This is a genomic window from Pirellulaceae bacterium, from assembly GCA_029243025.1.
Taxonomy (GTDB): Bacteria; Planctomycetota; Planctomycetia; order Pirellulales; family Pirellulaceae.
In genome coordinates this window covers 82,558-100,014 of the sequence record JAQWSU010000029.1, presented here as the reverse complement: position 1 = coordinate 100,014, position 17,457 = coordinate 82,558, and the positions used below count along the sequence as shown (strand labels likewise).

Annotated in this window: 6 protein-coding genes; all 6 read right to left on the bottom strand. The window is 51.9% G+C overall.

The features are described from left to right. On the bottom strand, window positions 1-199 hold a 199-nt coding region (locus P8N76_12740), incomplete at its 3' end, for a hypothetical protein (GenBank protein ID MDG2382530.1). Between the two features lie 310 nt (window positions 200-509). Further along, window positions 510-6,557 carry an FG-GAP-like repeat-containing protein gene (locus P8N76_12735; GenBank protein ID MDG2382529.1) on the bottom strand — a complete coding sequence of 2,016 codons (6,048 nt, stop codon included), beginning with the start codon at window positions 6,555-6,557 and terminating at the stop codon, window positions 510-512. Window positions 6,558-6,888: 331 nt separating this feature from the next. Beyond that, entirely contained in the window at window positions 6,889-8,277 is a 1,389-nt protein-coding gene (locus P8N76_12730; GenBank protein MDG2382528.1) for a hypothetical protein, read from the bottom strand. 256 nt (window positions 8,278-8,533) lie between these two features. Further along, window positions 8,534-11,836, bottom strand: a complete 3,303-nt coding sequence (locus P8N76_12725; protein MDG2382527.1) for a tubulin-like doman-containing protein — start codon at window positions 11,834-11,836, stop codon at window positions 8,534-8,536. Window positions 11,837-12,160: 324 nt separating this feature from the next. Further along, window positions 12,161-14,251 carry an alkaline phosphatase family protein gene (locus P8N76_12720; GenBank protein MDG2382526.1) on the bottom strand — a complete coding sequence of 697 codons (2,091 nt, stop codon included), beginning with the start codon at window positions 14,249-14,251 and terminating at the stop codon, window positions 12,161-12,163. Window positions 14,252-14,292: 41 nt separating this feature from the next. Further along, complete coding sequence (locus P8N76_12715; protein ID MDG2382525.1) at window positions 14,293-17,301, bottom strand: alkaline phosphatase family protein; 3,009 nt, start codon at window positions 17,299-17,301, stop codon at window positions 14,293-14,295. Window positions 17,302-17,457 lie beyond the last annotated feature (156 nt).

Sequence of the window (17,457 nt, the reverse complement as noted above, 5' to 3'; positions counted from 1 at the left end):
TGGCATCGTCGTTCTTGCACGTTCGGAAATAGTGATCGTAGGTCATCCGAGCCCCGACTACCTCTCCGGTGTCCGGCTCGTAGATGACTTTGCCGCCGACCCAGTCGCTCAAATGGATTTTACCACCCAACGACATGATGTCAGCGTTGGCCGCTGTTGTGATAGCGAAGCACATGGCAATCGTGAGTAGTGTTTTCATCGTTCCCCCTGTCGTTCTGGATTGTGTAGCACGTCCACCAGTACAGCAGGATTCCGCAAAGCTGTCCAGCAGAATCGCCTCCAGGTACACCGTCTGAAATGTGTACCTGGAATCGCTATTTCGGCCCTATGTCGGTAGGGGGTCATTTTGGGCCTTGTATACACGTGTAGAAGTATCTTGCGTTGTCTACTGCTAGATGCTTTAGTGCAATTGATTGCAAATCTAATTCGCACACGGGATTAGGCCTGCAATACCGTGATCGCTTGTCCCCTGATCGCTCCGATGCGATTCCCTCAGCGCTGCCTCTCGACTAAACTTCGCCATCGCCCAGCAACTGATCGACAACGGAACCAAATCGGTCGTCGTCAATCAGAGCCCCCAGAGCCTGATCAACTGCAGCAAGTCTCTTCTGCTCAAGAAAACGTCGTTGTCGTTGCATGCGGTGCTGTCGATTTGGGCGAGTTGGCGTCAAATCCTGACGTAGTTTCGCAAACGCCGCTTGGCGACCACTCGAACTTGAAAGCAATTGACGAGGCGCGCGTTGCCACGACCTGCCTTCTGGCACAACGGAAGACAAGGTGCGACTATGGGTAACTGGCGGAACGACGCGGTACTGTAAATTTCCGAAATCGACATCCTGCTTTGTTTCGCCAGCTGCGACTTCAACCAGCTGAACTCGGTTGGGGCGATTTTCTAAAACGGCTACCCCTCCAGCCAAACCGGCCTTGGCGGTATCGACATCAACCACCACCGTTGCAAAATCAACCATGCCGTCGGTAGCGGTGTCGTCGTCATCGAGCTCCAGGAGCGTCAAAGCCTGGGGGCCCAAGCCGGCATCAATTCTTGGCCCAGTCGAAAAGGAGCCCCCTCCAACCCCCAATGCCCAGTCAGTCTTTTCAAGCTCAGCGTTGGAAATCAACAGATCGACCTCACCATCGGCATTCAGATCGTTCGCGACAAGCGACAGAGGACGTGCACCCCGATCAAGGAACAGTTTCGATCCTGCGTCGTAATTACCATTACCATCATTCATTAAAATCGAGACATCATCGCCCAAGAAATTGGCAACGGCCAGATCGGCATCCCCATCATGATCGACATCCAGCAGGGCCACGCCAGCCGGACCATCACCGACAGAAATCTCCTGTCGGCTAATAAAGCGACCACCACGATTGATTAAAACCCCAACACTATCGCTTCCAAAGTTGGAAACGACCAAATCCATTAATCCGTCTTGATTCAAATCACCGACACTGACAGATGTTGGACTGTGCCCAACCTCTACCGTCCTGTCAAAGACAAATCGATTGTTGCGATTCGCAAGTAGTGTCAAAGTCCCCGCATGAACATTCGCGACCGCAAGATCAAAATCTCCGTCCAGATCTGCGTCCAGGGCCACCACATCTTGCGGGCCATTTCCGGCGCGAATCGTCTGATAGTTTGCAAACTGACCGTTTCCATTGTTCGATAAAATCGTGACTCCGTGATCGCGTACCGGCCCGCTCTGCCGCCCGCCTAGCGTTGTCAGAGCAAGATCCAGGTCGCCATCCTTATCGAAATCAACGACAGTTAAGGAACGAGGTCGCACGCCAACCGTCAAAGAAAATGTTTCTTCGAAAACCCCTTGCTCAGAACGACTATAGACAACTAAACGATTCGAGTACTCATTTAGAATCGCCAGATCCGAACGACCGTCCTGATTAAAGTCAGCCGTCGTAAGGTCCGTTGCCAAATCAACAACTTCAGCATCACGACGCGACTCAAAGGCAGCCGCTGTCGCGAAACGAGCTGGCGAGGTGGTTTCCCATCCATCCAGGGCGGCCTGCGTGACATGGTGCAAGCCTGGAGTCACCGCGAACTCATACTCTCCCTGCAAATCGGCAACAGCACTTGCCTCCCCCGGATCATGAACCCCATTCTGATTCGCATCGGAGAAGACAAACCAATCCTGAATCGGCATTTCATTTGTCTCACGTGCTCCATTTCCATTCCCATCATTCCAAACAGTACCGCGAATCGACGATACTTGGATCAGGTTTTTATCTTCGGCCACATTGTCCGCTTCATTCGCTTCCTCACCGGCCGACGACACGCGGACCACATTCGTTTTTTCACCACCTTCTGCATCGAAGGCCACTGTATAAGTGCCACTTAACGATATTTCTTCATCCACTCCCAACTGCTCGACGCGCCACTCAAATCCATCGATACTTTCGACCACTTCACCGGTTGCTGGAGTGATCTCAATGATTGAGTAATCGGCTGGCAATCGATCGGTGATGAGCAGTTCACGAGCGATGGAAGGGCCGCGATTAGCGACCACTACTTCAAAGGTGTACTGTTCAGACAGCCCGGCAATGATTTCACGAACCCCGTCGTCAATTGCAACCGTAAGGTCAACCACGGATCTGACTTGGTTCACGTCGACTGCCAAATTATTGCTCGAATCGCTGTCGGTCGTGTCGGACCCAACCGTTGCTTCGACTTGGTACAAACCCGCTATTACGTCGTCGGCAACGTCATAACGGATTACCAATTCGACCGCTTCTTCAGCGTCAAGTGAATCGATTCGCCAAACGAGTTGATTGCCAAATTGATCGATGCTACCTGACGACGGAACGAGATCTCCGACCAAATATTGGGCCGGTAAATTGATCTCCGTTTCAATCCCGCGTGCGCGCGACGGTCCTGCATTTTGGACATTGACTTGATAAGTCAATGGCTCAGCATCACCCGCAATGACTTCTGAGACACCATCATCAATCGCTAGGCGTAGATCCGCAACAGCCTGAATTTCGACGGTCGCTTCTGCTTGATTATTTCCCAAATCACGATCGATGGAATCGGTGACTCCAAGCACCCGATGCACCAAGACTTGAGGGGCTGTCGAGGGCGCAACCGTGTAGGGCAATTCAAGCGTCAACGAAGCCCCTGCCGAGAGCGACTCGACTTCCCAGCGATATCCCTCCGCGGTGGATGCGAGTCCTCCTTGCGGCACCGCCGGCAGCCCCATTTCCAGCTCGGCAGGCCATTGCCCATCAACTCGTACGAGTCGTGCTGGATTCGGTCCCGCATTGGCCACGGTCACCATCATTCGATAATCCGCCGCCTGACCGGCCACAACCTCGATTGGCTCGGCCATCACATCGACAGAGAGATCGGCTCGGTCGGGGAGAACAACTTCGGTCAGATCAAAGGCAATATTATTTTCCAAACTTGGATCTTGATGAGACTCAGGCAGCTCAACTTCGACTTCATACCGAAGCAAACCGGCCCTTGCCACGACAGCCGACAGGGTATAAGTCAGGCTACTACCAACAGCCATCGACACCACTTCATCAATGGGTCCCGAGCCGTTATCAGAGTTCCCCTCGACCTCTCCGGTCGTGTCCGTAACGTACGACACTTGTTCCAACTGAGGCGGCAGCGAGTCAAAAACACGGACACCCCCAATGTCACTCGGCCCTTGATTCTCAACAACAATCACGTAGGTGAGCGATGCTCCCAACGGTACCGTATCGACGCCGTCATCGATCGCAATCGACAGGTCGCTGAGGAGGGTCAACGCCCCTTCGAACTGGGCATGATTATTGACAGGATTCGGATCAATCACACCAACACCAGGAATAATAGACACCTCATTCAAGAGAGTCTCGGTCGCAGCGGTGGCGATGGTTGCCTGAACTTCGTACCGAATCGTGCTTCCTGCCGGCATAAACACAAGATCATCGATGGCATCGGATCCACTCTCGGTATTCCCCGTTGCCCCGAGCGTCGCAAGACTTGAATAGGTCACGTCGACAAACTGCGAGCTAAACGCATCAAGGACCGTCGCCGATTCAGCATCCGTGGGACCAACATTTTGAACCTCCACCACAAAAGCGACTTCCTCCCCTGGCACAAACTCCGTTTGTGTCGTCGAAATGCTAACAGCGAGATCCGAGGTTGGAAACAACACATCCCTGTGGGTTGCAACATTATTGACGGGATTAAGTTCAATCACGTTGTCCGTCGTTTGAGCTGATACAACATTCAACAATTCCCCGCGTGCCTCTTGTCGAACGGTCGCTGTAACTAGGTAAGTGACGTTACCGCCCTTCGGGATATTGACAAGATCGCGAATGTCGCCGCTGCCCTGCGTAGTATTTCCATCCACTCCGCGCGAGGCTTCACTTGTGTATTGCACGTCGACAAGTGCCTCCGGCATTTCGTCGACGATGGAAACCTGACTGACGTCAGCTGGACCACGATTGGTGACAAAGATGGTGTAGTCAATCACATCTCCAGGCGTTGCGAAATCTTGCCCGTTAATTTTAACAACCGAGACATCGACTTCGCGGATGACCTCATCCACATCAGTGGCCGTATTGTTGCTCAAATCAGAATCCGTGACTCCGGCAGGCAGATGCAGGCGAGCTTCACTCAGCAACTGCCCCATCGCACTTGCAGCAACCGTTCCCACCAAATTGTAGGTAACAGAGCTTCCGGCAGACAAATTCAGGCTATCGCTGATCGCCCCGACACCTGATTCCGTATGGCCCGTCACAGACCCTTGAATTGCACTGGTATAGGTGACATCCGTCAGACCGAGGGGAGTCTCATTCAGAAAGCTCGCAGCAACCAGATCGTTCGGCCCAGCATTTGATACGACGACCGTGTAGCTGACATCATCTCCGACATAAACGGCCTCAACATCATTGGTTGTCGACACGGACACTTCTGCGACCGTTTCCGTCGAAAACAAGTCAACGATTTTCGGTCCAGCAGTTCCAAACGAGTCGAACTCAATCGCATCACCGCCCGGCGCATCCGTTTTCATTAACAATTCAATCGCATCGACTTGGGACGGATCAGCGTCACCGAAAAACTCATGAAACGGAACAAACTGATACCTAAGTCCTTCAAAAGAGACCGGGCGTTCCGCAACGGAAGAGTTTTCTCCTTCCAGTAAACGAATTTCAACCATCCCCCCGGTCGTGCCCGCTCCAGCCCAAAACGCGATCCCTTTTTGCGTCGCATTCAGCGTCAAGTCACGACCATCAAGACCATTCCCAAGTCCACTAGGATCGTTGTCTTCCCCGTCCCACGTCACCCGCGCAAATCCTTGAGAATTCGCTGCGGATTGGTAATGCAGCACCCCATTGAAATCGCCACGATTTGCGGCCAATAGGAGTGAACCCTCGCCTGCTTCTAACGCGACGAACAAATCCCGTTCGCCCCCAATCACTTCGGTTTCCCCCGTCACAAAGGATCGTGCGGAAGCATCCTGCACCGGTGCTGGTGGCTGAGCAGTCACCGTCTGCGTCGATTCAAAACTGTCAAACAAGAGATCGTGTGCCCCGGGCTCTATTAGCCGACTGACTTGCGATGGAAGCACAAGCCCTTCGACTTGTTGTGTAGGCTGCACAACGAAATATCCCTTATTGGGATTGAGGGCAGAAAAACCGTAGTAGCCACCCAATTCAGTGATCACCGGGTGTACTGCTTCTAAATCCCCAGATGCCGGGTCGAAAACTCCGTCACCATCATCGACGAAAAGCTGAACGATGGCGCCTTCAACGACCTCTTCGGGATCAAAGAGTCCATTGTCGTTCTGATCGCGAGCCAGCAGTCCCATAATCGTCGGAGTCTCACCCGCCGATTTAACCTCGATCGTTACCGTCGCTTCCCCCAGATCAATGCCGTTTTCATTTAACCGATAGCGAAATTGGTCTGTGCCAATAAATCCAGGTCGAGCAATGTAAGTAAAGGCACCGTCAGTTTTCAGATCTAATTCGCCATTGCTGGGCAAAAGAGTCGGGACGGCTTCAAATCCAGTGGACTGCCCTACATCATTGGCAAGTACGCCACTTGCTGCACGGATAAAAATCCTGGAACCTTCGACGAATGAGTACTGATCATTCTCAGCCAGCGGCGGAGTCCCTGCAGATCGATTGATGATGATCGTGACTGCCTCGCTATCAGTCCCGCCGATCGAATCAGACACCTCATAGACAAACGTATCGATACCAATCGCTTGAGGCCGATAGGTAAATCCACCGTCTTCCTCAATCGTCAAACTGCCTCGCGTCGGCGGTTCGACAATTTTTGAAATGTGTAATGGATCATCATCTGGATCAACGTCATTAATTAACACACCAGTCACGTCATCGGTCATCAAGAGATCGTCATCATCGATGATGTAAAAATCGGGGTTCGCAACGGGCGGTGAGTTCTGCACTTCGACCGAAGCCAGCATCAACGGGTCGGCGGCAAGCAGGGCGCGACACTCCAATGACTCAAGCGATAGTCGACGACTTGCAAAGCGCCGTCCAGTCTTGTTCAAAGAGCGCGCACTGAATCCAAGAACTTGGTTCATGATATTTAACAATCCGCATCGAGGGTTTGTGCCGATGCGTTCCCCGCAGTTACATCGACATGGGTGCCAGACTCCGAACGGAATCCAACGAGGTGTAACCTAATATTCTATCGTATCGCCGTCAAAACAGTTCAGTTGATTTACGATATCACGCGGAGATCCCGATTTGCATTCAGAAATCTGAACAATCAGAAAAGAGACAGCGAAAGCCAAGCAAGAAAACGTGGCGTTTATTCAACGCAGATTTCACTTTTATCACCGTAGCGTGGCAGACAGAGGTCAATCACTCTGAGAAATGCGATTGTCGTCTGCGCAAGAATGGCCACGTGACCTAAAACATGTGATTAACGAGTAAAGCTAATTCATAGCGAAATTGTTCATCATCGCTTTCACGAAGAGGAACGACACCGGCTGGAGTAATGAATGTTGATCGACCAAGACGAATGTGGGCACCGGCCGTCAAATTCAGGACATTGTAGCGACGCGACGTCGAACGAATATGAAAACCATTCTCTTGAATTTCATCGGTGTCGTTTAATGTCGTCGAATAATGCAACTCAACAAGCGGTGCGAAACCCGTGATGCCACGATGATGTTTCGATTCGCATTGATACAACCAACGCGTGTAGGCGATATCCAAAAACATCCAGTTGGAATCGTTCAGATCACCCAGTTTTGGCAGGGAACTTCCGTTTAGATCCCCGAAGACACCATTTCCATTCAAGTCAAAATCGACCTCAAAGAACATTTGTAGTGTGCTGATGCCGTTGGTGGAAAACCACCCCAAGAACGGCTTCAAGTGGACAGATCGATTTCTGACTTCGAAAATCTGTGGTCCACCGAGCTGGTAGATTCTTGCATCGTCTGCAGTGGGAACACTTACTCCCAGACCACCCGACAAAAGACTGCCGTATTCCTGCCAAAGAACCCGTTTGTAGGAGCCGGTTAGATTTCCAATTTGAAGATCTCGCCCCATCGCTCCTTCAAAAAATTGGTCGCTATCAAGCGTGGCAGCAAAAGGCACTCTCAAATTAAAGCTGCTTAATCCACAGCCGCACATTTTTTCGATCCCGACGACATATCGATTGATGTCGCCGAATCCGAGCATCACATCGTTGAAAAACCGATAGTCAAAATAGAGACGATCCTGTGGAAGTGGACTGTTGTTTTCAGAAATTTTTAGTCGCCGAGTTACCCCGCCACTGTTGGGCCCGCTCACCATATCGATCTGTCGCGAAAAGCTGTAATCCGCATACCACAGCTGTCCGTCTTCGAATGTCCCGTTAACCGGCTGAGTAATCGTTAGACTGTTCGTGTAGACAACCGTTCCACCATCGTAATTAAATCCAGGAGGGCGAGTTGGCACCTCGTTGGGCGGCAAAGGCTCTGACATCGAAAACGTGTCGGGTTTTCCATCGCCAGACTGATCCCATCCGCTGCCAACCGTAAAAAAGTCGTTGGGCGCGCCACCGTTCACCTCGAACCCTAAGACTGCGTTGGGGTCTCCCGGGGTTCCACTTAAGATGAAGCCCGTTGTATGGAACCGGTTGGTAACCTGTTCAAAGAGACTGGTGAGCGTTGAGCCCCCACCCAATCCGTCACCGACCATTGGAGGCTGATGCGGTGGGCCGCTTTGCAGCTGCGCTGACAAATCTGCCACAAGAATTCCCACGGCCAATGTGGCAAACAGCGAAACGATCAATGCCAATGGTTGCCGCATGCGTCAGATCCCCCGCTAGCACCCCATGACTGGAACAGCCCAAACCTACCCACTCATCGGATTCGTCAAGCCCAACCCTTGAGCCGCAAGCCGTATAATCCGCAAAGTCTTCCATGAAGTCGATCGAGCATGATTTCCACAGCAAACTGTTAATGCCAGCGGGAGACCGCTGGCTGCCGTTTTTTGCCGAAACAACGGCAGCCGCCTCCGCGGCACCGATCGACTCGGTCGCCCTTCCTTCCGAAGAAACATTCAATCAGATGAGCGATATCCAGTTCACATCGGTACGTGTGTGAAACCGAGCCAGATCCTCGGTGACGTGAGAATGAGCCTGCCTGAGTTGCGTTCCTAGTCGTTCCAAGGATATTTGAGAGACCTCACAACAGAAAGCCAGGTCACCCGATGCGTTCGGCACGATGGTTGATTGCTGCAGATTTTCTCGCAAAGTTTGATCGAGTTGTTCTATCGAAACGCCTTGAGGAACGATTGTCAACAAACGTGTCGCACCACCGAGGGTGTACAGAACGGGCGGAGTCGCCTCTTCGAATTCGTGTTGCAAGCGGCCTGCCCCCTCTTTAGCACTCGAACTTACTTCATTAATGATCGATTCGAAGTTTGCGTATCGAGTGTCAGTCGAAAGAACTCGCTTGACGACCCGATCAAGGATTGACTCGAATTGCTCACTAAAGTCTTTAGAAGTCGCCACAAGTTGCCACAAAGTACCATCTGTCATTTCGTCCTGAAAAATTCGATCAGCGACCCAACAAAGTCGATCGAGTTCTGCGGGATTCTTCTTGCTGATTAATTGTGGCAACGAGCAACCTTTCCCAGCAGTCGAAAATTCCAGATCGGCAACCCTTTGCTGGTGACCTTTTGCGTTCGAATTTGACAATTCCGCCAACTGCTCAGCAAATCGATCGATCGTTTTAGCCACGGCAAGACACCTATCACGAACAGCGATAAACACATCACCGGTGGCTTTTAACAGATAGATTTTCAACTTGAGCTTGGCGAAGGCACGTTCCGCAGCGGAGGTTTCCGACAGATCACGATTTGAATCATCTTCTGATAAAACAAGTTGCTCACGAACGGCTTCGCAATCGGATTCAGCTTGGTTGATCAACAACATCACTTCATCATGACGTGATTCCAAGTGATCAACCAAAGCACGTTGGACCGCACGTGATTTCGCGATACGCTGACCGGGTCCATTTAACGCATGGGAGATGACCTTGGTTGCCAACTTAGAGATTACCGTGGTTTGAGACGCTTGCTGCGACACAATCAGATCCGCAAACGAGCGATGTGAATTCGATAAAGTTGGCTGGTCAGTCAGATCGGCTGCAGACGAATCGAACAGTCGAGAGAGTCGTTTTTCGATTTGAGCCAGGTTCGAGGAAGATCGTTTGCCAGCGATCACATCCGATGATTCGTGAATCAGAACCTGGATTTCCGCCTCAACGATGGAGTCCGACGAAAGGCCAAATCGTTCACCCAGAGCGACCTCAAACTGTTCCAAAACGGTATCGACCGTTATCTCAACTTGCGTAAGAAGCTGTTGACCATCAAAAGTTAGTGACCCGTCCACTGACGTTTTCAGCCAAGTATCGATTAACGATGTTTTCAGCTGATAAAATGGAAGGTTGGTAAATCGATCTTCAAGCAGGTCGGAATATCTGACGCCAAAGCTAGAAACTGTCATACAGGCCGTGACATCATCTTGCTCACGACAAGCATCAAAGAATGAGACGCAAGGCGTCACGGAACAAAGATAAACGTAATCGGCCACGTGATCAGCGGCTGAGTCAAAATCATTGGCTACTAGATTCTGCCCCAGATCGACCACATAAGTCCTTGAGAACGTATCACCATCTTCTTCATCAAAAGAAGGTAAACCACAGGTATCATCGCCGGGAAATCCGGTGGCTCGACTGTAATGGTGCATTTCATTCAGGCAACTGACCGTATTCACGACGGTCAGATCTCGATCAGGAGTGGTTCGACCAGCTGCATAAGTCAATATCCCGCAGACGGCGTTATCGTTTAAACCGCGTTCCAACATCACCGTGCGGACCGCATAGGTCAGATCCAACACCATCCCACTGCCCACGCCTCCGGAAATCGAGGCCACAATAAAGACTCGCGGCGATTCCAAGCTACCGGGATCCAGTTCCACCGTTTCGGCGGTCTGTGCTAAAGACTCAGCAAGCGTCATCTTGTCGAACAGCTGATGCAAGCGTTCAAAAATGATTTCGTTATGGTCCACAAAAGCCAAACGTCCTAAGGGTCGAAGTCCCTCTGTCTGCAGGCTCGAAGGAATATTGCAGATCCATTGGCGATCAATCCATGACAAATAAACATTGGAATCATCCCGGTATTCCTCAAGGGTCCGCAGCGGCACGGGCAGAATTTCGTCCTCGATTAGCGAGTCATCCTGCCCCTTCTGAACGGCATTGGCTAGACTTTGAACATCGGTATCGATACACAACATCTGCAAAGCTGGCAATTCGTCTCGCTCACCAAAACGCTGTCCCAATCGATGCCGTAACCGCCGCATTACTTTTGTGCCGGTCTCTCCGATGCCAATGTACAACGTAGGTCGAACGACCTTATGCTCCAGTTCGGGCGGCGGCGGCAATTCTCGCACTTTGTTTTCTGAAGTCGCATCGACGCAGACAAAATCCGGACTAGCCATGGCCTGCTTCGGATTTGCGTCCCATAAGCCACACGGAAGTGCGTTTCGTTTCAACTCGTATGCCAACTGCCCAGCTGATTTCCTTAAAGCTGAAATAAAATGACGAGAACTCCCAAAACGGTCGGCAGGATCTCGCGATAGTGCTTTCCGTATAACAGCTTGGCCACCTCCAAGCTGTGCTGTCAAAAAAGGATCGTCAAGTGCCGCTTGACCCAATGGCGTTTTTGAAAACGGCGTTGCTCCCGTCAACATCTCATAAAAAACAACTGCCAAACTGTACTGGTCACTGTGAATACTAGGACGACCTGACTGCAATTCGGGAGAGGCATAAATCAAATCTGATTCGACCATCATTGGCCTACCCGTGACGGGATCGAATGCGAAAATGCCAAAATCGGCAACCTTAGCATCTTCACCAACGAGTAAAAGATTCTCTGGCTTAATGTTTAAGTGCTGCGTTGCCTGAGTCTCCCTGACATAATCCAACGCATCCGCCGCATCTTGAAGGTAAGCAAGTAACTCATCCCGAGGAATCCCGGGTAATCCCTGCTCGACGCATTCCCGAAACCGATCGCTTAATGATTTATCTGCCAATTGACTGACGAGTACCAAACAGTCGTCTACCAATTCGACACACTCAAGAGGCAACAAGAAAGGATGTCGCAATTCCTTCAGACGATTAAGTTGGTCGATTTGAAGCCGAGTTGATTTTTCATCTGAAAGCCCCCAAATCAGCTTGATAGCTCGCATAGATCCGCCGTGAGACTGAGCTCGCCAAATCTCAGTTTGCGAACCCTTTCCGATTCGTGCCTGCAAGCTGTATCCCAGGAGAGTCTGTTGTGATTTACCAGAATCATTCGGCATGCGGATAACACCTGAGAGCAGAAGAAGCAGTGCGACAACAGGTGCATCCAACCGTCCAGAATACGACCCTGTCTTGAAATTCTAGCACTTGAACAACGGGTGACCGCTCACCCCCACCGCCACCGATGAAACCGTGAAAATCCATGCGCAGTTAGCCGAGAGAAACGATTACGACAGCCCACCGAACCAATCCGCGGCGGTACGACAAAAAATCGCTGGAAGACCGAATTTACCGACCGTGCTGCCGGCGCGGACTAATCGGCTTTTGCCGAGTCAGATCAACAGCGGACCCGATCCGCTGATGGCCCCAAAACAGACAAGAGATCAACGCTGATTTGGGTCCCGCTGGCGACGGCGGTTAGCAACCGAGGCCAGCACGTCCAGCGGTCCCAAACCGGCTGCTTCCGCTGGCAGATGGCTCCCCCACTTAGAATCGGATTCGCGCAGCTTCTTCTCTCTTAACTGTTTCGCCTGTCGGAGATGTTGCGCGGCCAGGTGATCGTCCCGATAAAACCTTTTGTAGACGCGCGCCATCAGCCGATGAGCAGGTGCAAACGACGGATTTTGTTTGAGGCATATCGATGCCGCATCGAGAGCACCTTCTGGATCTCTCAGTCGCAATTGACCAACAGCCCGGCAAAAATGAGCAGCGGGGTAATGATATCGTAAGACGATCGCTTCGGTGAATTTGTCGGCCGCTTGTTGGGGTCTCTTCTGTTGCAGGAGGGAACGCCCGTATCCCAAGTGAGCCGCGGCATGGTGGGGGTGCTCCGCTAAGACTCGCCGGAACACTTCGGCAGCATGTTCAGCTTCCCTGAAGCTGAGATAGGTCTCTCCGATCTGGGTGAGTAAATAGTGATCTTGGTTTGCGGCGGAGGCAGCGTTGGCGAGTAAAGATTTCCCTGCTTCTTCATCCCCTTGAATGATCTTCAGGCGCCCCTGGAGCAAAATAATGTAGGCCGGGATTTCTCCGTCATTCGACCCCCTATCTTTCACGAATTGATCGATCAAGGGTTCCAGTTGCTCGATGTTTCTGAGACGCCATAAGCATTGGGCCAAGTCAAGGGTTGCCGATACTTGGAAGGGTTCGACCTGAGCTAGTCGTTCCAGGTTGGAAATCGCATTCCGATACAAACCGCTGTGCATCAGGGATTTCGTTCGGCGATATTCATAGAGGTCGGCTGCGCGGGAAACTTGGGCGTCATTTTGGTCTTGCCCGAGTTGTTTCGGGTCGGATTCGACCGGTCTTGCCGCGGCAGAGACCGACGTTGCATTTGGATGGCGAGAAATTTCCTCTTGCTCAGGGTTGGGCCCTGCTTGAGTGTCCCAGCTGTCAATCATGTCGACCTGCGGGGCTACCTGCCAGGCGTCCAACAAAGGCCGCCCCTTCATGTCTTTGCCGATGGGTAAGCCACATGCAGTTAAAATGGTCGGGGTGATGTCCAAGAGATTAGCACCATGGATTAATTCGTCCTGGTGAATGTCGGAGCCGGAGATAACCAGCATGCCGTGGCTTTCCCCAAATCGTTTTTTCACGACGGGAGATTCAGCGACCGGTGAGACTAGAATGACGGTAGCATCATTACCCGTCTGTTGAATCAACTGGCCCAGCAAAAGGTCATGGTAGTGGTAGGCGGCGTTGAGGACGTTTTGATAGAGTCGATGATCGTTCGATTCCGCTGTGTCGGAGTCGGCAAGATGAAATTTGAGAAAGCGACGATTGAAGCTTGCCATCGCGGGAAACCAAATGGCCATTAAGCTCCAACGCTCCTCCGGCAACAGTTGCTGGCTACAGGTAGAAACGGTAGCGGTCTGTGACATTAATCTCGCGCAAAACGCAACTCGCGGGTCGTGGTCGTGGTCGATCTCATGTCCTAATGGCAGCAAAGGCAAAAGGTCTTCCGCCTTCAATTCATCTGCAAAGATTCGAAATTCTGCAAGTTTCTCATTCAACGGTTGGGGATGAATGGTGGCTGGCTGCATCGGAATGCGTCGATCCATCAATCCTTGGGCAAATCGATTAGAAACGATGTTTCCCAGAATGGGTTCGGCAGGGTGACTTACCGGCCACGCAACCGCCATGCTGCGCCGATGACGCGTTGAAAACATATTCCAAACTGCAGCAGACTCACGATGGGCCGACGTAACGGGTTGCATTTTAGAACGATCTGCGGAGGGGATTGCAGGTCCAACGATGCCATGCAGTCCGGGTGGCTTTCCCGTCACGATGGACGTCGCCATGCTAGAGAGATTGTACGGTGGCGGACTGTCCAGGCGGCCGACGACGCCTTTCTTGATGAGACCTGACAGGTTTGGCAGCCGTCCCTGTTCGAGCATCGAATTCACGATCTGTGAATGAGCTCCTGGCCACGCCACAAGCAGCACTCGACGTTTCGTACATTCTTCAGTCGACACGATACATGTACCATCAAAAAGCGGCGATCGATTTCATTGAATCAGCTATCGTTTTCAGCGGTTTCTGGCCGTTGGCGCTGAAGGCTGGGGTCGACAGCTGCGGCCATGCGTTTCTGGTCGAGCTGCATCAGTAACCATTGCCCAATCTGCTCGGAGGCCTCTCGTGGAGTGGAGACCGTACGATCGTAATTCAAGAATAGCACCGTCATGTCTTCACGAGTAGCAATCAATTGTTCGATTTCGACCAGTTGTTGCCGATAATCATGCATCAAACGGTAATCAGGCAACCTTGCTCCGTCACGATTGTTTCGTTGCAGCATCGTTCTTTGGCTTTTAACGACGGCCCTTAAGTCGCGATCCATGAAAAGGATGTTGTAGTGAGAGCCGCTGGGCAGATGTTTCAAGAGAGGGGCGACGACCTTGAGTGCTTGTCGGTGCGCCGAGGGGATCCAATCGTTATCTCGCATCAGCCCCATCACACGTTTGTCTTCGAAATATCCGTGCGGATTATCTTCGTCGGCTTCACGGCCTTTGTCAGTGACGGCGTTGAGCCCGCCAGCCGCCAACATTTGCATCATCATTGAGGTACCCGACCGAGGCAGACCACTGACGATCGTGATCGCATTGTCACCTGTTGTGGTTGCATTAGCTTGGGGGGCGGAAACAAAGAGCCCCAATTCTTGACGACGGACAGTCTGTTCTGCCATTTCCTGCTGTGCGATCAGGTCGACATCGGTCGCCTGGCGAAGCTTCTCGCGAAGCTCCGTGATTCGTTGACGCTCCTGTTCGGCTGCTGTTGAGTTACCTTGGGTATCGAGTAGTTGGATGTAAGCCTCCGAATAATCAGTCGAGTTGGGACGGAGGTGAATCGCCGATTCAAAAGCCGGGCGCGCCAATTCAGGTTCGTCACATTGGGCTAACGCTTTTGCTAATAAGAAATGCGAGTGGGCGTCGTTGAATTGCAAGTCAATCGCAGACAATGACCTTTCGACCGCCTCTTCCCAATCTTCTTTGACGACCGCAATCTCGGCCAAGCCGCGTTCCGCAATGGCGTTTTCGGAATCCAATTCGAGCAGCTTCCGATAATAGATCTCAGCCTTTGGATAATTCTTGAGTTTCAGATGGGCAAACGCCAGTATGTTATACATGGAAACGTTTGATTGGGATTCCGCATGTTTTTCGAACGATTCTAGATCGGTCTGAATTCCGGACAAATCATCGGTTGCCAATCTATGTTGGATGCGCAACCATTGGATCGTCAGGTCCATGGGGGCCAGGGACCATTGAAGCTTGCGGAGCGTAGCTTCGAGCTTTTTCTTCTTTTCAGCCCGTCTCCGGCGCTCGGCGGGGGGGCGGGTTTTTTCCTCTTCCTTGGTGTTGACCGTCGCTTCGCTTTTAGCTTCAGCGTTGTCTTTATCTTCGATGAGACCGAATTCCTTGAGTTCGGGTGTCAATTCATCAAGGGACTCCTGAGCCCATTGCGTTGTTTCCTCGACGTTTTTGTCGAGCAAGTCAATCGCCTCTGCATGTTCAGGCCATCGTTCTAATGCGGCCAGACATCGGATTAAATTCAAACCGTAGCGATGTTCCCGCGGCGAATCTGACCAGAGCGTATCTAGCAAAGAGTAGGCATCCCAGTATTCGCCCGCATCGATATGGGATTCTGCCAAGTTGTAATGCAGCTCGCCTAAGCATTGCTTCTTGGCTTCATTTTGATCTTCGTCGGGTGCTTCAATGTATCCCAACTCGACCAATTGCTTCATCATTTCAGCGTCTTGCTGGTTGTCAGGTTCATCCTCGATGAGGTGCATCCCAGCGGGTTTCGGCCCCTCAATGTCATCCCACGATGGGACGGTCGTGGGTATGGCTGGTTGGTCGAAGAGGTTGGCGAGTACCTTACCGTCCATGTCACTGCCCACCGGTAAACCGAAGATCTGTAAGACGGTTGGGGTCAAATCGAGGACGCTGGCTCCGGTCAATTCAGTGTTCCTTCGGATGCCCGGACCTTTCGCGACAAAAATGCCGTACGTGCGATGTTCAACGGCCGGACCGGCCGGGATTGCTGGGATGGCTGACGGTCGTAGATGATCCGGATGGAAACCATGATCACTCAACAGGATGACCGTCGTGTCTTCCCCAGCGAGCTGCAACAGAGTTCCCAGGAAGAGATCGTGCAAACGGTAGCCGGATTCCACGACATGTTTGAAGTTTTCAAAATCCGTTTCAGGAATCCAAGGATTGCGAGGAGGATGATACTTCATGAAGCCGTGTCCAAAATGATCGATCGCATCATAGTAGACGGCCGTGAAATCCCACGGTTCAAGGCTCATGAGCGCGGTCGTTGCAGCATGGACGCTCGTTGCATCTGCCAGCACCTTTGAGCAAGCGACCAGCCGGGGATCTTCTTTCTCCTGAAGCTCGAGAAAGTTCGGAATAAAGGGGCCAATGTGCGCGGCTTCTAATTCCGATGGATGCATGCGAAATTCCATCAGCTTTTCTGACAGATGCTCTGGGTGCACAGTACCCTCAGGCATCGGCCATTCGTCGTGAGTCCAGCCCTGCAGTCCAGGTTGTGGCCGGTCAGCGATCGAGGTGGGTGTCCAGCCTTTGATCGGGATGGCACGATGGTACCAATTGGAGACCATCACACCGTTGATGGGTTCGGCCGGATGAGATGGCCAATAGCCCACGACATTGCACTTCTTGTCAACCTGACTCAGGATGTTCCAAATCGCCTTGCAACGGCGATTTCTATTGGTGATGGGGCGAATGGTTTTGCCGTCCGGTGACGGTTCGGAGAAGCCCCAGATGCCGTGTTTCGACGGTCTTTTGCCCGTGGCAATGGATGTCCAAAGCATCGGACTCAGGATTGGGTTGAGAGTTGAGACATTACCGTGGCAACCCTCCTCCATCATTCGTTGGAGATGAGGCATCTTGCCCTGTTCGAGGAGCGGACGAATGGCTCTCCAATCGGCAGCATCCCAGCCAATCACGAGCACCTTTGAATGATTCGGTGAGATAAGACAATCGCTGTTGACGTTGCGAGACATTGGCACTTGCAAAAACCTTCTTGCGGATCCCCAAAAGGAGGGCTACTAGGAGGGCATCCGCTCAAACGAATCGACGGGGCGCCCTCAGGAATCAATGAGAATATCTCAGAGGCCATCTTATCTAAGATAATCACAGGGGACGAAGATGTGCCCCCT